Raw genomic sequence first — 24,239 nt, forward strand, 5'->3', positions numbered from 1 at the left:
GATGAAACGAAAAAGGCTATCAAAACCAATCCCTTTTTTGTTTCTTTGTCCTATGCAACAATACCACGATCTACTACGCCATATTCTGGCCAATGGCACCCGCAAGACCGACCGCACCGGCACGGGCACCATCAGTGTTTTTGGCTACCAAATGCGCTTTAATCTGCAGGATGGTTTCCCGCTGCTGACAACCAAAAAGGTCCATACAAAATCAATTATTCATGAACTGCTCTGGTTCATAAAGGGCGATACCAACATAAAGTATCTGAAGGATAACGGTGTATCAATCTGGGATGAATGGGCCGACGAAAATGGTGATTTAGGCCCTGTATATGGCCGTCAATGGCGGAGTTGGGAGGCTCCAGACGGCCGAACCATCGATCAGTTGAGCGATGTATTGAAGCAACTCAAAAACTCGCCCGATTCGCGTCGGATGATTGTGTCGGCCTGGAACCCAGCCGATGTGCCGGGCATGGCGTTGCCACCCTGTCATGCTCTTTTTCAGTTTTATGTGGCCGATGGTAAACTGTCGTGCCAGCTATATCAGCGGAGCGCCGATGTGTTTCTGGGTGTTCCGTTCAATATTGCTTCGTATGCCTTGCTGGTGCTGATGATTGCGCAGGAGTGCGGGCTTGAGCCGTATGAGTTTATCTGGACCGGTGGCGACACTCATCTGTATCTGAACCATCTGGAGCAGGTTGAAACGCAGCTCGCTCGCGAGCCGCGTCCGTTGCCGTCCATGCGGTTGAACCCCGATGTGAAATCGATTTTCGACTTTACCTACGACGATTTTACGTTGGAAAACTACAACCCCTATCCGGCTATTAAAGCACCCGTAGCTGTGTAGTATGGAGTTTTACGACCAGACTTTTGACCAGCCCGACACGATACCGGCGCGGTGGGCCGATCAGGAATTTGAACAGTGCATTTTTCAGAAACTGGATTTGTCGGGGGCTTTCATTACAGGTACCAGTTTTATCAATTGCCGATTCGAAGATTGTAATCTGACTCGGGCGGAGCTGAAAAATACGAAGCTCTATGATGTGAGTTTTCTACGTTGCAAATTACCGTATGTCGATTTCGGGCTTTGCAATCCGTTCGGCTTTCACGTCGATTTTCAGGAATGCCAGCTCGATTACGCGGTCTTCCTAAACCGGAAACTGAAGAAATCTCATTTTACGGAGTGCTCGATCCGGGAAGCGCACTTTCTGAAATGCGAACTGACCGGAACCGCATTCCGGCATTGTAATCTGGAACTGACCAAATTTGACGATAACGATCTGAGTCAGGTTGATTTTTCGACCTCCTACAATCTGCAACTCAATCCTGAGACTAATAAGGTGAAAAAAGCCCGTTTCTCGCTTCATAACCTACCGGGCCTCCTAACCAAATATGATCTGGTGATTACGAAGTAAATAGTAGTCAGTGGGCATTGGGAACTTCTCATTGTCCACAGAGGCACGGAGATCACAGAGTAATATATTGTATTCTCTGTGATCTCCGTGCCTCTGTGAACAATCAATTACACCTACTTACAGTTGCTGGCTCTTCAGTTTCTGATATTCGTGCTCGATCATGGCGCGTTCGTTATGCCAGTGGAATACGGCAAAATAGTGAGATACCAGGCCAATCCCCCAGCCCAGCATTGGAAAAATCGGCCACGGGAAAATCCAGTTACCCGACGATTGGAAACTGAAAGACGAAATGGCCCAAATTAGCCAGAGCCCCGCATTAATAATCAGGTACGTGCGTAGATGTATCCGAAAGCCAACACGGGCTTTGGCCTGCTTCCACAGCAACGGATCGCGGTCGGCAGGTTTTTGTTGAGCAAATTCCATCATAAATTGATAAGGGTATATCGGGAAGAAACCGAGTTGTGTTGGTTTATGCCATAAAGATAGCCTATGGCTTAGCCAGCCTGCCCGCCAAATCTGACCAATTACCTAACTTGCGGAGTGAATTCACCTATTAGCATGACCAATTCCGAAATCGTTGACCTCCTTGAGCTGACCGGCCGGTTGATGGAACTCCACGACCATGATGCCTTCCGTACGCGGACATTTCAGTCGGCCGCGTTTAATTTAGATAAAACTACTGCCGATCTGGCACAACTGTCAGTCGACGAGCTGATTAAGTTGCCGGGTGTTGGGAAGTCGGTTGCCAATAAAATCCGTGAAATTGCCGAAACAGGGCATCTGACCGAACTGGATGAACTACTGGCTCAAACGCCTTCGGGCGTTCTGGATATGTTTCGGATCAAAGGGCTGGGCGTTAAAAAAGTCCGAACGCTTTGGCAGGAACTCGGTATCGACAACCTGCGCGATCTGAAACTGGCCGGAGAGAACGGACAGATTGCCAAAATCAAAGGGTTCGGTGCCAATACGCAGGAGAAGATTCTGGCTGCACTGGAGTTTTTGCAGGAACAGCAGGGCAAAGTGCGGATGGATAAAGCCGATATGATTGCCAATATGCTCCGCGACGAATTGAGCAACCATGTCGAGCGGGTCGAAATTAGCGGGCAGGTGCGCCGAAAAGCACAGGAGGTCGATACGGTTCAGTTGCTGATCCAGACCAGCAACCCCGTTGGGACCATGAACATGCTGGCCAGCCTGCCCAATCTGGAGCAGAACGAGTCAGAATCCTCCCCGTTTGCATGGCGCGGGCAGTTGCAGGGCTTCGATGTTGGAGTTGAGTTGCTGTTCTTCCCGGCTACTGATTTCAACAAACAGTTATTCATTCAAACGGCTGCCGATTCGCATTTGCAACAGCCTGGGGCTGGCGGATTGCCGCTTCTGCAGTTTGCGCTGATGAGTAACGGTACCGAAGCCGAACTGGAAACGGAAGCCGTAGAGGCAACTATCTACACGCGGGCGGGCTTGCCTTATATTGTGCCGGAAATGCGGGAAGACGACTTTGCCTTTCGCTGGGCGAGTCGGCACCAGAACAATGAACTCATAACCTGGAACGACTTACGCGGAACACTCCACAACCACAGCACCTGGTCGGATGGGAAGCAGTCGGTTGCCGATATGGCTGCCTATTGTCGTGAGTTGGGCCTTACATATTTCGGCATTGCCGATCATTCAAAAACCGCTTCCTATGCCAATGGCCTCGATGTTGATCGGGTGCGGCAGCAACAAGCCGAAATCGATCAGCTCAATGCCGGTTTTGACGACGGATTCCGAATATTTAAAGGAATTGAATCCGATATTCTGGGCGATGGTTCGCTCGATTACGACGACCAGACACTGGCTAGCTTCGACTATGTGGTGGCATCGGTGCATCAAACCTTAACGATGTCGCTTGAAAAGGCAACTACAAGGCTTCTGAAAGCGATTGAAAACCCATATACCATAATACTGGGGCACCCAACTGGTCGGTTGTTGCTGGCCCGCGAAGGGTACCCCATCGACCACCGGGCCATTATCGATGCCTGTGCGGCACATAACGTCATTATCGAAATTAACGCTAGCCCATATCGACTCGATATTGACTGGCGTTGGATCGACTATGCCATGCAGCAGGGCGTGATGCTGAGCATTAATCCTGATGCGCACGATCTGGCTGGACTGCTCGATATGCATTATGGCGTGGCCGTTGGGCGTAAGGGTGGACTTACCAAAGAAATGACGTTTAATGCACTACCTCTACAGGAAATGGCCGATTATCTGCAACGACGGCGCGAAAAGGTACGTACATAGAGTACAGCGAACGGCGGAAAGTATTAATAATCAATTAATGACTTGTCAAAATAGGGTAAATGATTCGATTTTTACCTTTATATCATTGATGCGTCATACAGTTATTTGTTCTATCCGCTGGCTCTGCGCTTCCTAAACCTGACTCTATGCGCTTTCTTCTACTGGTCATATTCGCTTGTATACTCAACGAAGCAATTGCTCAATCCAAAGGGTCTCCGGGGGGCCAACCTATTACGTATTCGGCAACGGGCTACGTTCGGGATGTCAAAACGGGTAAGCCTATTCAGGGTGCCAATATTGTTGTTCTGAATGTATCGAAAGGCTATGTAACGGCCAAAGATGGTTTTTATGTAGTACAATTGCCTCCCGGCAAGTACGTGCTGCGGTTTTCGCACGTGGGCTATCGTACACTCGATGATACAATTTCTCTTCAGAAAACGCTCTTCCGGGAGGTTCGGATGGAAGACGACGCGAAAGATCTGGAAGAAGTTATCGTTACCAGCGAAGCGCCCGATCGTAATGTACGCAAGGTAGAAATCGGTGTTTCGCAGCTAACCATTCGTAGTATACGGCGGATTCCGCCATTGATGGGCGAAGTCGATATTGTGCGTAGTTTGTTGCTTTTGCCCGGTGTTACCACCGTAGGAGAAGGAGCACCCGGCTTCAACGTGCGCGGAGGCAGTGCCGATCAGAACCTGATTCTGTTCGATGATGCGCCGGTTTTTAATTCGAGCCATTTGATGGGGTTTTTCTCGGTATTTAACCCCGATGTGGTGCGCGACGTAACCCTGAATCGGGGTGGAGTAGCGGCTACGTATGGCGGACGTGCATCGTCGGTGCTGGATGTGAAAATTCGGGAGCCGAGCGCCGATAAATGGAGTGTCAATGGAGGAATTGGGCTGATTTCGGATCGGTTGGGTATTGAAGGGCCTATTATCAAAAACAAACTGTCGTTTCTAGCGGCAGCGCGTGCCTCAATTAACGATTTCCTGTTCAAGCTGGCCCCCTCGAATCTCAAAGGTACACGAGCCAATTTCTACGATGTGACGTCCAAGCTAAAGTATCAGATTAACGAACAACACACCATTACGGCAACTGGCTACGTAAGCAGCGATTTGTTTAAGATCGCATCCGATTCGCTCTCCGGACAGGAAATCAACGCATCGTCGACCCAATTCAACTACCAGACACTGACCGGAACATTACGCTGGAATTACTTCATCAATAAGCAGTTGAATCTAAATACAGCCGCTATCTTCAGCCGCTATCAGGCCGATCTGTCATCGGACGATTCGTCCAATGCATTTCAATTGAAATCGGGGGTATGGCATCGGCAAATCAGGTCTGATCTGACCTATACGCCCAACGAAATCCATCAGTGGCAGGCAGGAGTGAGCGCTATCGACTACCTGATTCAACCCAATACGCGGGTTCCGGGGGCGTATTCGAATGTACTTCCTATTGACCTTGCCCGCGAACGCGCCTATGAAGTGTCGGCTTATGTGCAGGACGAATGGAAACTGAACCAGGATGTAGCCATGGTGGTTGGGCTGCGCTATTCGGCATTGCTGAACCGTGGTCCCGAAACCGTTCGATCCTATCAGGAAAACCAGCCCCGGCAGGACGAAACCGTAGCATCGACCAAAACCTATGATGCCGGTAAAATATATCACACCGCTGGCGGGCTGGAACCACGGATTGCCATTCGATGGTCGGTTGGTGAGGGAAAAGCCATTAAGGCGGGATATAGTCGAATGCGGCAGTATATTCAGCAGGTGACCAATACAACGGCGGCACTGCCCACTTCGCGCTGGCACCTGAGCGATAGCTATACCAAGCCCCAAATTGCCGATCAGTGGGCATTGGGCTATTTTAGAAACACGCCCAACAACAATATCGAAGTCTCGGGCGAGGTCTATTACAAAACACTGACCAATGCGATCGATTACCGCGATGGTGCCGAACTGCAACTGGCCGAAGCTGTTGAAACGCAGATTGTTCAGGGAAAAGGTCAGGCGTATGGATTTGAGGGATTGCTTCGGAAAAATAAAGGACTCTGGAGTGGGTTTATCAGTTATACCTATGCCCGCACGTTCCTGACCATGAACAGTCCCTATCCGGAAGAACGGGTTAACAACGGCAAAGCCTATCCAGCCAATTACGACAAGCCGCATACACTGAATGTGCTGGCCGTATATCGCCCAAACAACTGGTTTAATTTATCCCTGAATTTTACCTACAGCACTGGTCGGCCAACCACGCAGCCATCGGCTATTGCGCGGGTTGGGGGTATATCGGTACCTATCTACCTCGACCGAAATCAGCAACGTATTCCTGATTATCATCGGCTCGATTTTGCAATGACTTTCGAGCAGAATCCATTGAAGAAAAAGCGGAATCAGAGTAGCTGGGTGTTCTCGATCTACAACGTTTACGCGCACAAGAATGCGTATTCTGTTTTCTATAAACTCCAGCCAGCCTCGTTTGCCGATGCCTATAAGCTCTCTATTTTTGGAACGGCCTTCCCGTCATTGACCTATAATTTCAAGTTCTGACCATGAATTACTTTCGATTGCTACTCCTGGGACTTGGCATTGTGGCGGCTGCTGTTTCCTGTATAACAGAATACCAGCCCGGAACGGTCAGTATTGCGCCTTCGCTCATTGTTGAAGGGCAAATTACCGATCAGCCCGGACCCTATACCATTAAGCTAACGCGCACCGCCGATTATTCCTACAAAAGCCTGAACCTGCTGGAAACCGGTGCTACCGTTACGATTGAAGATGATCAGGGCCATCGTGAAATGCTGACCGAACAGGCATCTGGTGGCGTATACAAAACCAGTGCGGGTGGTATCCGGGGCATTGCCGGACGGAGCTATAGGATTACGATACAAACCAAAGCTGGGCTTCGCTACGAATCGGATCCCGAATTGTTGAGAGCAGCACCACCTATCCAGAAACTGTATTATGAGTATACGGTTGAAGGAGAGTCGGTTGTGAGCGCCAAAAATCAGGGCTGGAATGTCTATCTGGATATGAAGGACCCCGAAACTACCGGCGATTACTATAAGTGGGACTGGGCGCATTATGAGGCTATTAGTGTTTGCTATACCCGAGAATTGCCCAATGGTACACTCACGGGTTTAGGCTGTTGTTCGGCATGCTGGGATATTGATCGGTGCTACACCTGTATCAACGTAACCTCCGATGCCAATATTAATGGCAATGCCATCAGCCGCCAGTACATTATGCGGGTGCCCTATAAGTCGAAAGATAAGTATTACCTGGAAGTGCAGCAGCAGGCCATCAGCAAGGGTGCCTATACGTTCTGGAAAGGGGTAAAAGCATTGACCGACAATACGGGCGGCTTATTCGATTCGGCTCCGCAAACTATTCAGGGGAATATTCATTGCGTAAGCGACCCGACTGTTATGGCCTTTGGCTACTTTGGGGCAACAGGTCTTGCCGAGCAATATCTGTATGTGGACCGCAGCGACGGGCAGGGCGTGCCCGATGTTGACCCAATTGTTAACGTACCGCAACCATCGGCCTGTGTTGTTTGTGAAGACAGCCAGTACAGAACTCCTTATCAGCCGCGCTGGTGGGTCTATTGAATGGTTTGGTTACGTCTTGGGAAAACGCTATTTTTGCATAAATAGAGTGGTTTATGGCCTCCCCGGTAAAAATTCTTGTACTGCGCTTCTCATCCATCGGTGACATCGTTCTGACGACACCCGTGGTGCGTTGTCTAAAACAGCAATTGCCCGGTGCTGAGGTTCATTTCTGTACGAAGCGATCCTTTCAGACGTTGATCGATCATAACCCCTATATCGATAAGCGGTACTATCTGGACGATAGCCTGTCGGATCTGATTCGGCAGTTGCGCACTGAACGGTACGACTACATTATCGATCTGCACAACAATCTCCGTACGCGTATCATCAAGCTAAGTCTGGGCGTTCGTTCGTACAGTTTCAATAAGCTGAATCTGCGGAAGTGGCTGTATGTTCGCTGGAAAATAAACGCTATGCCCAATGTCCATATCGTAGATCGGTATATGGATACTGTGCAGCCGCTGGGTGTGCAAAACGACGGAAAGGGACTGGACTATTTTATTCCGTATAAAGATCAGGTCGAAACCGACTGGCTGCCCGAAACCCATCGGCACGATTATGTTGCCTACGCGATCGGTGGTCAGCACGCTACCAAAAAGCTGCCTGTGCTGCGCATGATTGAGCTTTGCTGGAAAATAAACCATCCAATTGTGCTGCTGGGTGGTAAAGAAGACCGCGAAGCTGGCGATGAAATTGTACGGGCTGTAGGAAGCCGGATGATCTATAATGCCTGCGGCCAGTATAACCTGAACCAGTCGGCATCTATTCTTCAGGGCGCCCGTATCGTGTTTAGCCACGATACGGGGCTGATGCATATTGCGGCTGCATTGAAGAAAAAAGTATACTCGATCTGGGGCAATACAACTCCTCAATTGGGTATGTATCCCTACAAGACTCCCTACGTTGTACTCGAAAAAACAGGGCTCGAATGTCGACCATGTTCTAAAATTGGTTTCGATCGGTGCCCGCTGAAGCATTTCAAATGCATGAACGAACTGCCGTTTGATTTTGAAGTTCGGGAGCTTCGTAAAAAGAAAAACTTTGAGTGATGCCAAACGGCGCATTCAGCGCACCACCTTCCAGACGTTATTGCTGATCGGTAGTTAGCCAGACTACTTTCTGTTGGGCCACGTGTGCCTGACCAATAATGTCGCGGTAGAGATCGGGTCGGCGCGCACTTCGGTAGCGATGACCACCCGCCTGCTGTAGTTTTTCGGGCGTAAGCGTTGCCGTTACAACCTCGTTGCCTAGCTGTCGGCATTCGGCAATACTGTCGCCAAATGGGTCCAGAATCATCGAGCAGCCATTCTTTAGCTGGTCGTCGTCCATGCCGATTGGATTCGAAAATACAGCATATACACCGTTGTCGTAGGCGCGGGCAGGGAGCCATTTCATAAGCCAGGCGCGGCCTTTCATGCCGTCGAATTCGAGCCGGAGAGACGTTGGATCGGCTTCTCGGTTTTGCCATAGCGCCGGATCAACAAAACCGGCACCTGGTCGTGGCGAGGGTGTACACATGGTTACATGAGGCATAAAAATAATGTCGGCGCCGAGCAACGCGGTTGCCCGCACATTTTCGATCACGTTGTTATCGTAGCAGATTAGAATGCCACATTTCCAGCCGAAGAGGTCGAAAACCACGTATTGATCGCCGGGCAGCAGATGCGGATTGATGAACGGATGTAGTTTGCGGTACTTGGCAATCAAGCCATCGTTGCCGACGCACACATAGGCTTTGAACAACCGGTCCTGCGCATCTTTCTCGAACAAACCAGCCAATACGACAATATCATAGTCGCGGGCAATTTGGGTAAGTGCCCGAATACTGTCGCCGTCAGGAATCGGCTCGGCCAGTGCCAGCATCTGGTCTTTCGAGAGATTTCGGGCAAAGGTGTAGCCAGTAATGGAGCATTCATGAAACGCTACGACCTGAGCCCCCTGCTGAGCTGCTTTGGCCGATAACTCCCGAATAATAGCCAGATTGTAGGCTTTATCGCCACTGGCATTTTCGAACTGAGCTGTTGCAATACGAAGGTTTTCCATATAGTTTGTCATTGGTGATTTTCATAAAATGCCGTAGTCGGACACGGTCCGCCGTTGCGGGCCGATGCCGCATGACAGGATTATAGGATAAAGATATTTCCTGTATTGAAGCTCCGAAGGAGTAACAGGCATAGCCTATTCTGTTACTCCTTCGGAGCTTTATTGTTAGAAGGCGTATCTGTCAGCTACAAAAATGCCACCACTTCGTGGTTAACTTTTTACTGTATGACCAATGACCGACACAGTTTTTTGCGCCAAAAGTAAATCATACGATAAGCCCGCAATTGTACAAAACCGACAACGTATTCAAGCAGTCAGTGGCATCAGATTGACCGCCAGTCGCCGGTTGTTAATTTCGTATTGCGAGGGTGTAAGCCCGACCAGACGCGTAAACTCATGGATGAAATGCGCCTGATCGTAGTAGCCTGCCGCATAAGCGAGTTCGGTCAGGCTAAGGTTAGGCTGTTGCCGATGGGTTTTCAAACAGCTTTGTAGTCGGATAATTCGGGAAAATTGTTTTGGGGCAATGCCTACGACCTTGTCGAACCGGCGTTCGAGACTTCGTTCGGTCAGGTTCAGTGTGTTGGTAAGGGTTTGAATAGTGGCGTTACCGTTTGTTTGCTCAATAAGCTGAACGGCTACTTCGACACTGGTTAGTTCAGGGCTGAGGTTAGTTCGGCGTTTTCGCAGAAAGGCTTCGATGTGGCTAATCCGGCTAATATGATTGGTGCTGGTCAATACCTGCTCCTGGAGCTGGTTGCCATCGCTACCAAACACATCGACGCAATTGATCTGGAGATTGGTCAGCTCGTTTCCTGGAATACCCGAAATGGTATATATACTCCAGGGTTGCATCACAACAATCAGCAAACCAATTCGCTGGCCAGAAATCAGCGTATGATAGCGGTTCACCTGTCCATACACAAAGCTACTGGGTAGGCTAGAGGATTGCATACGATTGTCGTACTCCCGGAACGGATCGGCATAGGAGAAAACAAAACCCGGATGCCCATCGGCAAAAAATCGGTGCAACAACCCGCCCTCGGCCTGATTTTCAATGATCAGGTAGTGCTTAACGAGTCCCGAAAGGTCTGGCGATGGGGGAAGCTGCATGCGGTTCTAACTTATATGTTCTGAATTGGCGGTTGCCCCACCACTTCCAGTTTAAAAACGTCATTGCGGGCATAATGGCCAACACAGTCGAAATCAAGCTTACTTTTTGCCAGTGTGGCAAAATCAAGTTCGGCTGTCAGCAGCCCTTCCTGATTCCAGAGCGGACCAGCCAGCATTTCGCCCAGTGGAGAAATAATAACGCTGCCACCCCGGCTCATAATGTCCGGTTCGTTGACAAGGTCGGGCTGATACCGCTCGGGATAATCGGCTTTCCGAACAAACTGATTGCTGGCCAGAACAAAACAACGTCCTTCGAGCGCAATGTGTTGCATAGTGGCCTGCCAGGAGTCGCGGGAGTCGGCCGTCGGAGCCAGATACAGGTCGATGCCCTGCTGATAGAGCGCTGTGCGGGCCAGGGGCATGTAGTTTTCCCAGCAAATTAGCCCACCAATCCGGCCCAGATCGGTACTGAAACTAACCAGCGTACGGCCATCGCTTTCGCCCCAGATATACCGTTCGAGGCCCGTTGGTTTCAGCTTGCGGTGTTTGCCCAGAAAGGTACCGTCCTTACCAAAATAAAACAGTGCGCAATGGAGTGTGCCGCCGATGGGATCGCGTTCAGTTACGCCCAGCGCCATGAATAAACCTGCTTTCTTAACGGCTTCGCCGATTTTCTGAACATAAGGTGAGGTTTCTTCGAGGCTATTGGCCCAATAGTCGAGCCATAGGTCGCGGCTTTTGTCAGTTCGGCGCCCTACAATGGCATCGAATGTAAGGCCACGTGGATAGCAGGGAATAAACGATTCGGGAAAGAGTAGCAGTCGGCAGCCTGCCTGAGCTGCCTTCTCAATCCAGCGAATAACCAACTCGACACTGGCTTCCAGATCGAACAGGGCAGGAGTGGCCTGCACAACGCCCACTTTTACGGTTTTAAACTGTACCATCGAAAACTTGAAATGTACTTAGTTGCTCCATACCTGAAACGCTTCTCCGGCGCTGAACTCCGACCGATCGGCGGGTAACTCCATAAACCCATCGGCATTGAGCAGATTGGCAAAATCGGCAGAACCAGAACCCGGTAGCGGTTGAGCCTGCATTTGGCCATCGGCAGAAGAAACCAGACGAACGGGCAGAAAATAGGTGATATTGGGCTTGAACGTAACCGCTTCTGCCAGTTGCGCATACTGCGGTGCCGCAGCCGGTAAACCCATAGAGGCTTTCAGATAAGGCAATACATATCGGTAGGCACATAGCACCGTCGAAACCGGGTTTCCGGGTAAGGCGAAGACGGTTTTGTCGGCCATTGTTCCGAACCAGAGCGGTTTGCCGGGCCGTTGGGCAATCTGATGGAAATGCTTTTGCACACCAAGTTTTGCCAATACATCGGGCACGAAATCAGCTTTGCCCGCCGAAACACCACCGCTCAGGATCAGCACATCGTTTTCCGACAGGAGCGTAGCCAACTGTTCTGCCAGAATGGCCTCGTCGTCGACAATGTGGTTGAGCGTAGCCGTAATGCCCAGTGCCTGTAACGCTGCCCGAAGCATGTAGGTATTTGACCGTCGAATCTGATAGGGGAGTGGCGTTTCGTCGACATCGACCAGCTCGTCGCCGGTGGAGATAAGGGCTATGCGGGGCAGTTTCGCCACCTCAACGGTGGCCTGTCCAACCGAAGCCGCTACAGCAATGGCCGATGGACTGAGTTGCGATCCTACCGATAATAGCTCATCGCCAGATGTTCGGTCGACGCCCTGCCGGTGTATGTGTTGACCCTGTTCAACGCCGTCGATAGAAATAGTTGCCCGACTGTTGGCAATAGACACATCTTCATAACGGATTACGGTATCGATGCCAGTAGGAAGCATCGCACCCGTCATCACTTCCAGGCATACTGTTGGCTCGGTCAGGACTTGTGGAGGCTGACCGGCAAATTGTCGTCCGGCGATTGGAAACGTCCGCTGCCCCGATGCATACGCCGAAAACGATATGCCGATCCCATCCATAGCGACACGGTCGAACGGTGGGAAATTGCGGTCGGCCCGGATACTCTGACGCAGGACCCGGCCGGTGGCTTCAATGAGCGGTATCGTTTCGGTCGGTAACGTGAGCAGGTGCTGTTGAGTAATGGCAAAGGCTTCGGCAACGGAAAACATGATGGTCAATGATGGGTTATGAATGATAAATGATGAATTTTACTACAAAAGTTGCAATCTATTCATCATTTATCATTCATAACTCATCATTAATCTTCATGGATTCTCTCTCTCATATCAACGCTGAAGGTAATCCGTCGATGGTCGATGTGGGGGCAAAGCGGATTTCCCGCCGTACGGCGCGTGCCCGCAGCGTAGTTGCACTGGGCCCCAACATCATGCAGCATCTGTCGCAGACTGACGGTTCGGCTGCGGATATACAAACCCGTAAAGGTCCCGTTTTTCAGACAGCTATTATTGCCGGAACAATGGCGGCCAAACGCACCGACGACCTCATTCCGCTTTGTCATTCGCTGGGGCTCGATAACTGCCAGATTACGGTTACGGTCGATGGGTCTGATGCAGTGATCGACTGCCTGGTTTCGACCGAAGGAAAAACCGGTGTTGAAATGGAAGCGCTCGTTGGTGCGTCGGTGGCTGCGCTGACGGTCTATGATATGTGTAAAGCCCTGTCGCACGACATTATTATCAGGGAAACCAAACTGATGGAAAAAACGGGTGGAAAACGCGATTTCAAACGGGACGATGCTTAATGGGCTGGTGCTGATTGGCGGACGAAGCCGACGGATGGGGGAGGATAAATCGATACTGGTTTATCACAACAAGCCCCAGCGCGAATACCTGACCGATTTGTTACGACATTATTGCGATACGGTTTATTGGTCGGTTAATGCCAAACAGGCTGGCGAACTACCCAATACCGAACAGCCACTGATTGTCGATGCGTTCGATGAGTTGATGGGGCCGCTGAACGGGATTATGTCGGCTATGCAAACCGTGCCCAATGCGGCCTGGCTGGTGGTTGCCTGCGATATGCCATTGCTATCGAATCGAACTCTTGATAGGCTGGTGGCTGCTCGTAATCCGGCAAAACGGGCAACGGCCTTTTACGATTCGGATGGGCGATTTCCGGAGCCGCTGCTTTGTATCTGGGAACCTACTATGAAAACGGCATTGCAGAAATCACTGGCCGATGGGTATTATTCGCCCCGGCAAATGCTAATGGTGAACGATGTTGAACTGCTACATCCGCCCGACATTCGTGAGTTGCTGAACATTAACGACCCGGAAACCAAAGCCGCTTTTATAAATGACATTGGTCATTAGGCATTACTACCAATGACCAATGTCATTTATAACCTTACTTCACATCCCAGAAAATTGTAGTTGTGAGTTTATCGTTCGCACTTACGCTATTATAGTTTGCAGTGTTGAGTGAGCTTTCACTGGTCGGGTAGAGCAAACGAGTGGGCGGTGTTTTCGCCGTGGCTGAACCATTATCGGTTGGAAATGTAAAACCGATGAGTTTTGTCCGGCGCGCTTCCGCCCAGGCCTGTGTGGCCTGCATGACCGTATAGTCGACCCATTTCTGTGTGGCAATCTTCTTCAGATTGTCGGTTCCGTAAGCGATTGATGGCGCGGCCAGAAACGCCGTGATTTGCGCTTCGGTAGGTGCTGTATCTTTTTTGCCGGTATAACTACTGTTGTTATTGATGCCATACCAGAACGCAATGGACTGACGAATACCGCTTTCGTAGGCTGTTTTAGCATTGCCCAGCCCCCACCGTTCATAAGCTTCGGCTTTGTTGAACCAGCTTTCGGCCGAGGTCATCAAAATACCCGGAAACAGGTTGTTTTCGGAGAACGTAGTCGAATCCCAGCGCGAAACAGCGTTGGCCGTTTGGGCGGCCGTTAGTTGAGTTGCATTCCAGGTGTTGACAACGCCCGTGTATTTGCCCGACGCATTAGTTGTAAAATAAACCGGTAGCCGGGGGTCGTTGGCCGGGGCCATTACATTGTCGATCAGATAGGACGGAGCATATGGATTTACGCCAAAGCCATTTCGCATATCGTTCACGGCAACCAGATTGCTGGTCGTTGTGGCCGGCTGAATAGTGATACTTTCGCTGGCTGAATCGACTAGTGGGTACTGGTTCGGATTGTTCAGAATAGTCGTAACCAGCGCTTTAGCCGTAGTTTCATCGGCATTGGAAATTCGCATGGCCAAACGAAGTATCAACGAGTTGCAATACTTTCGCCACTTCAGAATGCTGCCTTTGTTTACATAGTCATACGAGGTAAACTGAGTTGTATAAAAGCTCGAAGGAGTGGCCGTGGCCAGATAATCTGAAATTCGTTTCAGATCAGTCAGCATGTCGGTATACGTCGTTTTTGAGTTGTCGTAGGTGGCCAGGCTAATGGTACCCTGTGCATTCAACTGGCCAGCGGTTTTGAACGGAATGTCGCCCCACAGGTCGATCATCTGCCCTGTCTGATCGTAGAGAAAGATCCGTGCCGTTTCCAGAAAGAGTTGTAGACCGGCTTTGTCTTCAGCTCCTAACGTGTTATATACTTTTTCGAGCTCCCGATATCGGGCCATCGTTTGTGTATAATACACATTCCATCGGTCGGAGTTGTAGGCCGTAACTTGTTCGTACACGCCGTTTGTGGTAGTAAAGCCATTGAGCTGGCTATAGGTACCAATTTCCGGAATCAGGAATGTATATAAATTCCAATAGCGAGGGCTAACGCGTTCGTTGAATAGCATACCCGCCCACAGCCGTTGAACATCGGCCGAAACCGCACCGCTGGGGTTAATATACGCACTGTCGATTTCGGATTGCTTACAGCCGGTCAGGAACGTTCCGAGGCTTAGCAGACCAAGCAAACAGGTAATGATAATTCGTTTCATATCAACACTAGTATGATTCAGTTAATGAGGTCAATTTGGGGTTCTTTTATTCGTCATTGGTCTTCTGTTATGGATTACTCTAATGACGAATGACTAACTAGAAGGAGAACCGGATACTTCCTCCCATCGAGCGAGTAGCGGCATTGCCTGCTCCTACTGATGTAGCTCTTGATACCCAGTTGGTGCCGACACCTTCTTCAGGATCAAGACCGGGCAGGGTTTTGTAGAAGTAAAACAGGTTTCTGCCGTAGGCCGAAATCGTCAGATTCTGCATTTTTAACTTCGACCGCAAACGCACCGGGAATGAGTACGACAGCGAAATCTCACGCAGTTTGATGTAATTGTTGTCGAAAACGGCGTCTTTGTAGGTGATGTTCGAGCCGGAGCCTGGATAGCCACCCCAGTTGTAGTGATACCGATAATATTGCGGAGCTTCTACCACTACTTTGTTTTCTTCACCGCTTTCGGTAACGCCTTTGGCAATGATACCGTCCGTGAATACTTTTTGGCCGTTGGGGCCAGCCGCCGTACCAGCCGCAACCTGAACCAGTTTACCCGTGCCATCGTCGTAGTACGAAAGCCCACCGTGTTCGGCATCACGACCGAAGATCGAGTTTTTGTACATACCGGAACCGGTGCCGTACAGACGCGATAGCGAAATGATCTGACCACCCCATACAAAGTCGGTCAGCACGTTGAGCGAGAAATTTCTGTAGGTCAGCGTGTTCATCAAACCACCCGAAAACTTCGACTGGATATTTCCGAAATTGACCAGTTTGCTGTAGTCAATCACATAGAACCCATCTTCGCCAACGATATAGTTACCCTGAGCGTCTTTTTTATGATCGTATCCCCAGATGCTACCAGCGGCTTCGCCCGGTTTGGCATACACATACAGCGATCCGTTGTCCTTGTTGTCGAGCGTAAGTTGTTCCAGACCATTAGCCAGCGAAATTACTTTGCCCCGGTTTACGGCGAAGTTCAGACGGGCATCCCACGAAAAATCTTTGGTTTTAACTGGCGAGCCATATAACGACAGTTCAACACCGTAGTTCCGCATATCGCCTACATTTACCAGTACGCTGCTTGCACCAATTGTCGATGGTGTACCGAGGCTGGTGATCTGATCTTTGATCTTGTTGTTGTAGTAGGTCAGGTCGAAGCCGAGCCGGTTCGATAGGAAGCGATTCTCTAACCCGATTTCAAATTCGGTCTTCATCTCGTTTTTCAGGTTCTTGTTCCCATAGCCCGATGATGCTGGATAGAGGTAGGGCACACCGTCGAGACTTCCCGACGAATAGACAATGTTGGAGATATATCGATCGGGTGGGTTTCCAACAATACCCCATGCACCTCTCAGTTTGCTGTACGATACGAACTTAGGCATCTGAAAGGCATTGCTCAATTCGAGCGAAGTGCTGACGCCGGGATAGTAGAAGGTGTTGTTACCCGGTGCCAGTGTCGACGAACGCTCCCGACGCAGGGTTCCTTCTACAAACAGGAAGTTGTTGTATTCCAGATTGACAATTCCAAACACTCCATCTTTGAGCAGATAGCCGATGGATGAGCTCCCCGACGGCGGATTGTTCTTGCTCGCGCTGAGGCTAAACCAGTTTTCCGACGTTAGTCCATCGCGGGTACCTGCCGTATTGGTTGTGTATTTCTCCCGGCGTCCCTGATAGCCAACCGAAACCGTTGCGTTAAACTTGTCGGTTAGTTTCCGTTCGTAGCTCAGCAACAGGTCGCCATACGTAAAGGTCGATGTGTTGGCACTGGTTCCGTAGTAACCGCTGGCTCCCGCCGACAATTGTTGTGTGCTTCGTTCTTTGGTTTCCTGATAGTAGCTGGTGTAATCGACACCCATCCGGCCACGTAAATTTAGCCCTTTGGCAATATTGTAGTTCAGCATAGCCGATGGCATAAAACGGTTCGAGGTTTCGTCGTAGCTGTTGGCAAGCTGATTCCATAAGAAGTCGAGGAAGTCTTTCGCGCGGATGTTGTATTTCAGACGCTCGTCGGTATCCAGGTTAGAGTTGTAGTCAACCCATTTGTAGCCTTTCGATGTCTGGTATTTGTCGAAATAAACATCCATATAGTCGGCCGGACTGAAGAAACCGCCAAAGTTGTTAGTCAGATAATAAATCTGGCGGGGACGGTTGTGAACTTTCTCGTTCACGTAGTTCATCACCAGATTCAACGTCAGTTTGGGGGTGATCGAATACTTCGAATTCAGGTTAAAGGTGTTTTTCTGCTGCTGACCTCCAATCTGAATCCCCTGATAATCGTTGCGGGTATACGAAATCCGGTAGTTGCCTTTGTCAGTTGAGTTGCTCAGCGCTACGTTAGCGATCAGGCTGCTACCGGTCCGGTAGAACTGTTTCCAGTTATTGGCATGTGAAACATACGGACGAATCTGTCCATCCCACCAGTATACGTCGCTGCCGTCCATCTTCGGGCCAAACTGAGCGTAAGACCGGAAGTTTGGATACTTCACCGACTGGCCGTTGACGGTCGTATGAATCCAGCCGTCGTCGTCGGCACCAAACGATGCTTTATTAACTGAACGTTCGTAACCAGGTCCCCATTCTGTTTGCAGATCGGGTGCTGTGGAAACTTTTTCGACGTTGGCCGATAGGTTTACATCAACGCCCAAGCCACGGCTGGCGCGACCCTGACCATTTTTGGTCGTAATCACAATAACACCAAAGTTGGCATCGGAACCATAGAGTGCCGAAGCCGCAGCACCTTTCAGAATGTTGATGTCCTGAATGTTTTCAGGGTTAATATCCAGCAAACCGTTTCCGTTAATTTTCTGGTTGTTCCAATATCCTTCGTTGTTAGCGTCGCCGTTTCGAACAATGACCCCGTCGACAACAATCAGTGGCTGGCGCTGGTAGCCAATGGAGTTTACCCCCCGAATCTGAATACCAACGGCGCTGGTAGCTCCGCCCGTGTTGGCATTGATAACCACGCCGGGGGCTTTACCGTAAAGTGCCGACGCGAAATTGGTTGGGGATGTTTTGATGATGTTTTCGCCCGAAACCTGCGTAGTGGCATAACCTAGTTTCCGCTGCTCTTTCGGAATACCAAGGGCCGTAACAACCACTTCATTCAGCACTTTTTCGTCTTCCTGTAGCGTAATGTCGACAATTGTGCGCCCGTTGAGCGGTATCGTTTGAGTAACGTACCCAATAAACGAAGCAACAATGGTTCCGCGCGTGTCGGGAACAGTTAAGGTGTACTTGCCATTGGCGTCGGTTACGGTTCCGGCTGTGGTGCCCTGTACTATAATGGACACGCCTGGCAGGTTTTCGCCTACCCCTGAACTCACTCTACCCGTTATCGTTGCTTTTTGAGCAACGGCCTGAAGGCTAAAAAACAGCAGCCAGAGCAATACTGTTTTGGGTAAATAGTTTCCCATAAAATTTATTATTTATCTAAAAGTTAGGAAAATTTTTTAAAAACTCAAGTTTAAGGCTATTTTAACAAACAGCCAAATCATACCGAAAAAAATACTTATTGCAGTATGCGTAACTACTCAAAACATGCCGTTAAACTTGTTGTTATAGTTTAAAAAGGAACTTGAATGAACTGCCTCCGGAAAATGCTTCTTGCCATTGGGTCGATATCTGTAGTGCCAATGGCTAATGCCCAGCGCGTTGAGCCTGTGCCAGAACTCCGTGTTTTCAGTGAGCAACGAATTCAGCATCAGAAGATACTCGGGCTGGCGCTTGGCGGGTATGCATTGGCCAATATTGCGGTGGGTAGTATTGCCGCAGGCCAAACAACAGGCGAAACCCGATACATGCATCGCATGAATGTGTACTGGAATCTGGTAAACCTGGGTATTGCCGGAGCCGGACTATTAGGCGCGCGAAAAGCGAATGCTGCCAATGAACCATTACCGCAGGCAGTTCGGCGGCACGAAACCATGAAACAGGTGTTGCTCTTCAATGCGGGGCTGGATGTGGCTTACATAGCTGGCGGAGCGTACCTGAGTGAACGGGCAATGTCGCATCCCAACAAACAGGATCAATTACGTGGGTATGGCAAGTCGATCATGATGCAGGGGGGCTTTCTGCTGGCCTTCGACCTGGTGAATTACGCTATTTTTAAACGCCGTGGCGACAGGCAGGAAATGAAGCTTCTTTCGGCCAGTCCGATGGGGGCTGGTTTTGTCGTGCCTATCAAATAATGCCAACAACTACCGGGCATAGGGGTTATACTACCTGTAGGAAACGTAACATAATCTGGTTAACTATGGAAGATCCTTTGCACAATTCGGTTCGGGAAACGGCTAAACACTGGTGGATTCCTTTGTTGGTAGGTCTATTGCTGATTGGTTTCAGTATTTGGATCATAGCTACGCCACTCACGTCCTATCTGTCGCTTAGTGTGCTATTCAGTTTTATGCTTACCGTGACAGGCATTGCCGAAGTCGCTTTTGCGATTAACAACCGGCAACGGATTCAGGGTTGGGGCTGGATGATGATTGGTGCCCTGATCGACCTGGCCCTGGGCGTCTATCTGCTGGTTAATCCTTCGGTAACGATGGTCGTGTTGCCCATGCTGCTGGGCGCGGTGCTTTTGTTGCGGGGCGTCTTTGCGATGGGTTCTGCCTTTAGTTTGCGCTCGGCCGGTATACCAAATTGGGGATGGGTTTTACTATTGGGTATTGGGTTGGTTGTTTTCGCGATCCTGATGATCAGTAATCCGACATTTGGTATGTTCAACATTGTTATCTGGACCAGTATGGCGTTCTTTTTTGCCGGAACCTACCGGATTTCGCTGGCCTTACGACTCCGTAGTCTGAAAAAACGATTGGATCACGAATAGATCGGCGCATTTTAACAAGTTGCCGCTAAAGCACCGAACTAATTCGGATAGCACGGAGTTTTGCGATAATTCACTAATCGCAACGCACGATGCAACCGACTTTACAGCCTTTTCAAACGTTTATTGATACGGCCAGTACACACATCCAGAAAGACCCTAATGCTATTGGTCTGGCGGTGGGCGGTTCCTGGATTTCGGGCAATATGGATGAGTTTTCAGACCTCGATCTGGTGCTGGTTACTGCGCAGCCCATTGCGCCCGATGTGGAACAGATGCGTGCGTATGCGGCCCGGCTGGGAACCATGCTGGCATCGTTTCGGGGCGACCACGTTGGTGAACCGCGCCTGCTGATTGCGCTCTATGAACTGCCCCTGCTTCATGTCGATATTAAGTTCGTTACACTTGATGAGTTTTACCAGCGCGTCGAAGATCCGGTTATTGTTTGGGAGCGCAACGGGCTATTGTCCGCTGTACTGCACGAGTCGACAGCGGTATATCCACCTTTCGATTTTCAGTGGGTTGAAGATCGGTTCTGGATATGGGTTCATTATGCCGCGCTGAAAATTGGCCGGGGCGAGTATGTCGAAGCTACAGATTTTCTGGGATTTGTACGAAATGTTGTGCTTGGCCCAATGATTCATCTGCATTATAATGGATTACCGCGTGGTGTAAGGCGGCTGGAAATCGTAGCTGATTCGGCCGATTTAGCTCGTTTGCATAAAACTATTGCCAGACCTGAGCGCGATTCACTCCTTAAGGCTACCACCGAAGCTGCGCAATTCTATACGGAGTTGCGCGATAAGCTGGCACCCGCTACTTTGCAGAAAAACGATGTGGCTCATATCGCCGTAGAAACTTATTTGAAATCACTATATGCAGGAAGTACAACAGAACCAGCCTCTAAAGACTGACGATGATTTTTTACGGGAGGCCATTCGGCTGGCCCGCGAAGGCATGACCACCGGGCAGGGTGGACCGTTTGGGTCTGTGGTTGTAAAAGACGGTCAGATTGTGGGACAGGGGTGCAATCAGGTCACCTCAACGAACGACCCGACGGCCCATGCCGAAGTGGTAGCCATTCGGGATGCGTGCCAGAATCTGGGTACGTTTCAGCTCGACGGCTGCACCTTGTATGCATCCTGCGAACCCTGTCCCATGTGTCTGGGAGCTATCTACTGGGCGCGACCCAGCCGGATTGTGTTTGGGGCGTTTCATTACGATGCTGCCCGGGCCGGTTTCGACGACCATTTTATTTATCAGGAAATCGAAAAACCGCGCGAAGAACGGCATATTCCCATGCAGCAAACCCTTCGCGACGAAGCCAACACGGTGTTCGATGAATGGATTGCCATGGACATTCGAACGTTGTATTAAGTACTCGTGAAGGATCACTGAATTTGCTGTTGAACAATCCTGTAAATCCTGTCGAAAGAAAGCTGTACTTTTGCAAAAAAATCATAGTCGCTTGCGAAAATCATTTTCAGGAGCGGCTTTTAAACGGTTTTCGTTATGCCAGGAATGGAATTTTTCGGAGCGGCCGAGCGCAAGGAAATCAACGATGTGCTTGAGACCGGCATCCTGTTTCGCTACAATCACGAAGCACAACGCAACAATATTTACAAAGCCCGTGAGTTCGAGGCTGAAGTTGCCAAACTAGTAGGCGCAAACTACGCGCATGCCGTATCGAGCGGATCGACGGCTGTTTTGTGTGCGTTGGCGGCTGCGGGTGTTGGTGCGGGCGATGAGGTTATTGTGCCACCGTTTACCTATATCGCCACGGTAGAAGCCGTACTGATGGCGGGTGCGCTGCCGGTTTTTGCTGATATCGACGACACGCTATGCCTCAGTGCAGAGGGTATTCGTAAGGCCATTACGCCCAAAACCAAGGCCATTTGTCTGGTGCATATGTGTGGTCAGATGGCCGATATGGATGCCATTATGACCGTCGTTAACGAACATAATCTGGTGCTGGTCGAAGATGCTGGTCAGGCAATGGGTGCCAGCTATAAAGGCACTTCAACGGGGCTTTGGGGGAAAACCGGGGCCTATTCGTTCGACTTTTTCAAGATCGCAACGGCGGGCGAAGGCGGTATTATGGTAACGAACGACGAAACGGCATATAAACACGCTGACTCGTATTCCGACCACGGCCACGACCATATTGGTAGCAATCGTGGTATGGAACAGCACCCCATTATGGGTTTCAACTACCGCATCAGCGAACTCCATGCGGCTGTTGGACTCGTACAAACCCGTCGCGTTCCTGAGATTATTCGGAGCAATAACAGCCACAAAAAACAGTTGATGGAAGCGCTGGGCCAGGTGCCGGGTATGTCGTTTGCCCGTATTCCTGATGCGGACGGTGATTCGGCAACATTCCTGAATATGCTCCTGCCCGATACGGAAACGGCAGGCCGGGTGGTGACCGAACTGAATGCCGCGGGCGTTGGCGGTTTCAACTACTGGTTCACAAATATGTACCATTTCATTAACCAGTGGACGCACCTGAAAGATATGCGTACGGCGGCTGCTTTACCTATCGAAAAATTTGGAGCACCACAGGACTATAACAACCTGGATATTCCGAATGCGCAGGCCGTAATTGGTCGACTGATCTCGTTCGGTATTCGGGCAACCTGGACAGCCGATGAAGTAGCAACGCTGGCCGCAAACATCGAAGCCGCCGTTCGGAAAGCAACGCTGGTAGAAGCGTAATTTTGAATCAGGATAGCTCTTATCAGTACAATGGTAGCAACACAAACCACGCATAAAAATTTTAAAGGCATTGAGAAGACCGTTTTTGGACGCGGTAGTTTCTCGCAGCTCGACGAAATTCTGGCTCCGCGCCGGAGCGATAACGAAGGCTATTTTGTCTTTATCGTCGATAACTATTTCAAAGGCAAACCGCTCGAAGAGCGCGTTCCGGCTCATCCCGAAGACCTGACGTATTACATCAGTGTTGAAGAGCACGAGCCGACAACTGATCAGATCGACCAGCTTCGCGACGAAATTCTGGCAAAAAAAGGCCTGCCTTCGGGCGTTGTGGGCATCGGTGGCGGTAGCATTATGGATATTGCCAAAGCACTGTCGCTGATGCTGACCAACGAAGGCTCATCAACGCTCTATCAGGGACTGAATCTGATCAGGAAACCCGGTGTTTATCACGTTGGCGTTCCAACCATTTCGGGTACCGGTGCCGAGGTGTCGATGACTGCCGTGCTGACGGGGCCCGTTAAAAAACTGGGTCTGAAATGCGAATGGACGGTATTCAATCAGGTGGTGCTCGATCCAGAACTGATTGCCAGCGTTCCTCGCAACTGGTGGTTCTACACGGGTATGGATACCTATATCCACTGCGTAGAATCGGAAAACGGTCGGATGAACAATGCTTATTCGCACGCCTATGCCGAACAGGCCATGAAGTTGTGTCGGGAGGTATATCTGGGCGAAAATTCGGGCCAGACTCCCGAAAACGACGACAAACTGATGGTTGCTTCGCTGATGGGTGGCCTGAGCCTGACCTATTCGGAAGTGGGGGTTTGCCACGCGCTGAGCTATGGCCTGTCGAAAATTCTGGGAACTCGCCATTGTTATGCCAATTGTTTGATCATGAATCATCTGGAAGATTACTATCCAGAGGGCGTAGCTGAATTCAAACAAATGGTCGAATACCATCAGATCGATCTGCCGCAGGGTTTGTCGAAGGATTGGGATGACGAAACCATCACGAAGATGGCGCATGTATCGTACAATCTGCCGCATATGTGGCTGCACGCCATTGGCGACAACTGGCAGGAAGTCATTACCATCGATCTGCTGAAAGATTTGTTCCGTCGGTTGTAAAGGGAAAGAGATATGGACTTGGATAAGCGCATCACAACTAATCCAGCTAGTTTAACGGGCAAGCCTGTTATTACCGGGACGCGCTTATCGGTTCAGTATATTCTTGGTTTGTTGGCTAATGGGGCTACCTATCAGGAAATTCTGGCTGAGTATCCTTTATATTACTGAAGAAGATATTCGAG

At 50.0% G+C, this 24,239-nt stretch carries 22 protein-coding genes; 15 read left to right on the top strand and 7 right to left on the bottom strand.

Features of this window, described 5'->3' with window-relative positions:
* The first annotated feature begins 52 nt into the window (after positions 1 to 52).
* On the top strand, positions 53 to 847 hold the full coding sequence (locus WBJ53_RS09575) for a thymidylate synthase (RefSeq protein WP_338875866.1): 795 nt from the start codon (positions 53 to 55) through the stop codon (positions 845 to 847).
* A gap of 1 nt (position 848) precedes the next feature.
* Positions 849 to 1,415 (top strand): pentapeptide repeat-containing protein, encoded by a 567-nt coding sequence (locus tag WBJ53_RS09580; protein ID WP_338875867.1) that lies wholly within the window; start codon positions 849 to 851, stop codon positions 1,413 to 1,415.
* Positions 1,416 to 1,532: 117 nt separating this feature from the next.
* Here WBJ53_RS09580 and WBJ53_RS09585 read toward each other — a convergent pair whose 3' ends face one another.
* Complete coding sequence (locus WBJ53_RS09585; protein WP_338875868.1) at positions 1,533 to 1,841, bottom strand: 2TM domain-containing protein; 309 nt, start codon at positions 1,839 to 1,841, stop codon at positions 1,533 to 1,535.
* Positions 1,842 to 1,973: 132 nt separating this feature from the next.
* On the opposite strand from WBJ53_RS09585, the gene WBJ53_RS09590 reads away from it, so the two are divergent.
* From WBJ53_RS09590 to WBJ53_RS09605, 4 genes are all read left to right on the top strand, one after another.
* Positions 1,974 to 3,701 (top strand): helix-hairpin-helix domain-containing protein, encoded by a 1,728-nt coding sequence (locus WBJ53_RS09590; protein ID WP_338875869.1) that lies wholly within the window; start codon positions 1,974 to 1,976, stop codon positions 3,699 to 3,701.
* 146 nt (positions 3,702 to 3,847) lie between these two features.
* Positions 3,848 to 6,256 (top strand): TonB-dependent receptor, encoded by a 2,409-nt coding sequence (locus WBJ53_RS09595; RefSeq protein ID WP_338875870.1) that lies wholly within the window; start codon positions 3,848 to 3,850, stop codon positions 6,254 to 6,256.
* 2 nt (positions 6,257 to 6,258) lie between these two features.
* Positions 6,259 to 7,317, top strand: a complete 1,059-nt coding sequence (locus WBJ53_RS09600) for a DUF4249 domain-containing protein (protein ID WP_338875871.1) — start codon at positions 6,259 to 6,261, stop codon at positions 7,315 to 7,317.
* 53 nt (positions 7,318 to 7,370) lie between these two features.
* The gene (locus WBJ53_RS09605; protein ID WP_338875872.1) at positions 7,371 to 8,366 is read left to right on the top strand and encodes a glycosyltransferase family 9 protein; all 996 of its coding nucleotides are present in this window, start codon (positions 7,371 to 7,373) and stop codon (positions 8,364 to 8,366) included.
* A 37-nt stretch (positions 8,367 to 8,403) separates the two neighbouring features.
* Here the strand turns inward: WBJ53_RS09605 and WBJ53_RS09610 are convergent, their stop codons facing one another.
* From WBJ53_RS09610 to WBJ53_RS09625, 4 genes are all read right to left on the bottom strand, one after another.
* Entirely contained in the window at positions 8,404 to 9,360 is a 957-nt protein-coding gene (locus WBJ53_RS09610) for a nitrilase family protein (RefSeq protein WP_338875873.1), read from the bottom strand.
* 306 nt (positions 9,361 to 9,666) lie between these two features.
* Complete coding sequence (locus tag WBJ53_RS09615) at positions 9,667 to 10,473, bottom strand: helix-turn-helix domain-containing protein (RefSeq protein ID WP_338875874.1); 807 nt, start codon at positions 10,471 to 10,473, stop codon at positions 9,667 to 9,669.
* An 11-nt stretch (positions 10,474 to 10,484) separates the two neighbouring features.
* Positions 10,485 to 11,417, bottom strand: a complete 933-nt coding sequence (locus WBJ53_RS09620; RefSeq protein ID WP_338875875.1) for a carbon-nitrogen hydrolase family protein — start codon at positions 11,415 to 11,417, stop codon at positions 10,485 to 10,487.
* A gap of 18 nt (positions 11,418 to 11,435) precedes the next feature.
* On the bottom strand, positions 11,436 to 12,626 hold the full coding sequence (locus tag WBJ53_RS09625) for a molybdopterin molybdotransferase MoeA (RefSeq protein WP_338875876.1): 1,191 nt from the start codon (positions 12,624 to 12,626) through the stop codon (positions 11,436 to 11,438).
* A 98-nt stretch (positions 12,627 to 12,724) separates the two neighbouring features.
* Here WBJ53_RS09625 and moaC point away from each other — a divergent pair, with 98 nt between their 5' ends.
* Positions 12,725 to 13,219 (top strand): cyclic pyranopterin monophosphate synthase MoaC, encoded by a 495-nt coding sequence (gene moaC / locus WBJ53_RS09630; protein WP_338875877.1) that lies wholly within the window; start codon positions 12,725 to 12,727, stop codon positions 13,217 to 13,219.
* Positions 13,212 to 13,793: an NTP transferase domain-containing protein gene (locus WBJ53_RS09635; RefSeq protein ID WP_338875878.1), complete on the top strand. Its 582-nt coding sequence runs from the start codon at positions 13,212 to 13,214 to the stop codon at positions 13,791 to 13,793. Before moaC ends, WBJ53_RS09635 begins: the two co-directional genes overlap by 8 nt.
* Positions 13,794 to 13,827: 34 nt before the next feature.
* On the opposite strand, the gene WBJ53_RS09640 is transcribed toward WBJ53_RS09635, so the two are convergent.
* A complete protein-coding gene (locus tag WBJ53_RS09640; RefSeq protein ID WP_338875880.1) occupies positions 13,828 to 15,378 on the bottom strand; it encodes a SusD/RagB family nutrient-binding outer membrane lipoprotein in 1,551 nt (516 codons plus the stop codon).
* A 97-nt stretch (positions 15,379 to 15,475) separates the two neighbouring features.
* Positions 15,476 to 18,799, bottom strand: coding sequence for a SusC/RagA family TonB-linked outer membrane protein (locus WBJ53_RS09645; RefSeq protein ID WP_338875882.1), 3,324 nt, complete (start codon positions 18,797 to 18,799; stop codon positions 15,476 to 15,478).
* A gap of 183 nt (positions 18,800 to 18,982) precedes the next feature.
* On the opposite strand from WBJ53_RS09645, the gene WBJ53_RS09650 reads away from it, so the two are divergent.
* The 7 genes from WBJ53_RS09650 (at position 18,983) to WBJ53_RS09680 (ending at position 24,225) form a co-directional block, all read left to right on the top strand.
* Positions 18,983 to 19,573: a hypothetical protein gene (locus WBJ53_RS09650; RefSeq protein ID WP_338875883.1), complete on the top strand. Its 591-nt coding sequence runs from the start codon at positions 18,983 to 18,985 to the stop codon at positions 19,571 to 19,573.
* A gap of 65 nt (positions 19,574 to 19,638) precedes the next feature.
* On the top strand, positions 19,639 to 20,214 hold the full coding sequence (locus WBJ53_RS09655; RefSeq protein WP_338875884.1) for a DUF308 domain-containing protein: 576 nt from the start codon (positions 19,639 to 19,641) through the stop codon (positions 20,212 to 20,214).
* A gap of 89 nt (positions 20,215 to 20,303) precedes the next feature.
* The gene (locus WBJ53_RS09660) at positions 20,304 to 21,125 is read left to right on the top strand and encodes a nucleotidyltransferase domain-containing protein (RefSeq protein WP_338875885.1); all 822 of its coding nucleotides are present in this window, start codon (positions 20,304 to 20,306) and stop codon (positions 21,123 to 21,125) included.
* Positions 21,088 to 21,588, top strand: a complete 501-nt coding sequence (locus WBJ53_RS09665; protein ID WP_338875886.1) for a nucleoside deaminase — start codon at positions 21,088 to 21,090, stop codon at positions 21,586 to 21,588. The genes WBJ53_RS09660 and WBJ53_RS09665 overlap by 38 nt, the downstream gene beginning before the upstream one ends.
* A gap of 135 nt (positions 21,589 to 21,723) precedes the next feature.
* Positions 21,724 to 22,929, top strand: coding sequence for a DegT/DnrJ/EryC1/StrS family aminotransferase (locus WBJ53_RS09670; RefSeq protein WP_338875887.1), 1,206 nt, complete (start codon positions 21,724 to 21,726; stop codon positions 22,927 to 22,929).
* A gap of 30 nt (positions 22,930 to 22,959) precedes the next feature.
* Positions 22,960 to 24,057, top strand: a complete 1,098-nt coding sequence (locus tag WBJ53_RS09675; protein WP_338875888.1) for an iron-containing alcohol dehydrogenase family protein — start codon at positions 22,960 to 22,962, stop codon at positions 24,055 to 24,057.
* Positions 24,058 to 24,069: 12 nt separating this feature from the next.
* A complete protein-coding gene (locus WBJ53_RS09680; RefSeq protein ID WP_338875889.1) occupies positions 24,070 to 24,225 on the top strand; it encodes a DUF433 domain-containing protein in 156 nt (51 codons plus the stop codon).
* The last annotated feature ends 14 nt before the right edge of the window (positions 24,226 to 24,239 follow it).

It is taken from the genome of Spirosoma sp. SC4-14, from assembly GCF_037201965.1.
GTDB lineage: Bacteria > Bacteroidota > Bacteroidia > Cytophagales > Spirosomataceae > Spirosoma.

Bases quoted from the DNA above. Each gene is read 5' to 3' on its own strand.
- WBJ53_RS09575 (WP_338875866.1), top strand. From the start codon at position 53: ATGCAACAATACCACGATCTACTACGCCATATTCTGGCCAATGGCACC.
- WBJ53_RS09580 (WP_338875867.1), top strand. From the start codon at position 849: ATGGAGTTTTACGACCAGACTTTTGACCAGCCCGACACGATACCGGCG.
- WBJ53_RS09585 (WP_338875868.1), bottom strand. From the start codon at position 1,841: ATGATGGAATTTGCTCAACAAAAACCTGCCGACCGCGATCCGTTGCTG.
- WBJ53_RS09590 (WP_338875869.1), top strand. From the start codon at position 1,974: ATGACCAATTCCGAAATCGTTGACCTCCTTGAGCTGACCGGCCGGTTG.
- WBJ53_RS09595 (WP_338875870.1), top strand. From the start codon at position 3,848: ATGCGCTTTCTTCTACTGGTCATATTCGCTTGTATACTCAACGAAGCA.
- WBJ53_RS09600 (WP_338875871.1), top strand. From the start codon at position 6,259: ATGAATTACTTTCGATTGCTACTCCTGGGACTTGGCATTGTGGCGGCT.
- WBJ53_RS09605 (WP_338875872.1), top strand. From the start codon at position 7,371: ATGGCCTCCCCGGTAAAAATTCTTGTACTGCGCTTCTCATCCATCGGT.
- WBJ53_RS09610 (WP_338875873.1), bottom strand. From the start codon at position 9,360: ATGGAAAACCTTCGTATTGCAACAGCTCAGTTCGAAAATGCCAGTGGC.
- WBJ53_RS09615 (WP_338875874.1), bottom strand. From the start codon at position 10,473: ATGCAGCTTCCCCCATCGCCAGACCTTTCGGGACTCGTTAAGCACTAC.
- WBJ53_RS09620 (WP_338875875.1), bottom strand. From the start codon at position 11,417: ATGGTACAGTTTAAAACCGTAAAAGTGGGCGTTGTGCAGGCCACTCCT.
- WBJ53_RS09625 (WP_338875876.1), bottom strand. From the start codon at position 12,626: ATGTTTTCCGTTGCCGAAGCCTTTGCCATTACTCAACAGCACCTGCTC.
- moaC (WP_338875877.1), top strand. From the start codon at position 12,725: ATGGATTCTCTCTCTCATATCAACGCTGAAGGTAATCCGTCGATGGTC.
- WBJ53_RS09635 (WP_338875878.1), top strand. From the start codon at position 13,212: ATGCTTAATGGGCTGGTGCTGATTGGCGGACGAAGCCGACGGATGGGG.
- WBJ53_RS09640 (WP_338875880.1), bottom strand. From the start codon at position 15,378: ATGAAACGAATTATCATTACCTGTTTGCTTGGTCTGCTAAGCCTCGGA.
- WBJ53_RS09645 (WP_338875882.1), bottom strand. From the start codon at position 18,799: ATGGGAAACTATTTACCCAAAACAGTATTGCTCTGGCTGCTGTTTTTT.
- WBJ53_RS09650 (WP_338875883.1), top strand. From the start codon at position 18,983: ATGCTTCTTGCCATTGGGTCGATATCTGTAGTGCCAATGGCTAATGCC.
- WBJ53_RS09655 (WP_338875884.1), top strand. From the start codon at position 19,639: ATGGAAGATCCTTTGCACAATTCGGTTCGGGAAACGGCTAAACACTGG.
- WBJ53_RS09660 (WP_338875885.1), top strand. From the start codon at position 20,304: ATGCAACCGACTTTACAGCCTTTTCAAACGTTTATTGATACGGCCAGT.
- WBJ53_RS09665 (WP_338875886.1), top strand. From the start codon at position 21,088: ATGCAGGAAGTACAACAGAACCAGCCTCTAAAGACTGACGATGATTTT.
- WBJ53_RS09670 (WP_338875887.1), top strand. From the start codon at position 21,724: ATGCCAGGAATGGAATTTTTCGGAGCGGCCGAGCGCAAGGAAATCAAC.
- WBJ53_RS09675 (WP_338875888.1), top strand. From the start codon at position 22,960: ATGGTAGCAACACAAACCACGCATAAAAATTTTAAAGGCATTGAGAAG.
- WBJ53_RS09680 (WP_338875889.1), top strand. From the start codon at position 24,070: ATGGACTTGGATAAGCGCATCACAACTAATCCAGCTAGTTTAACGGGC.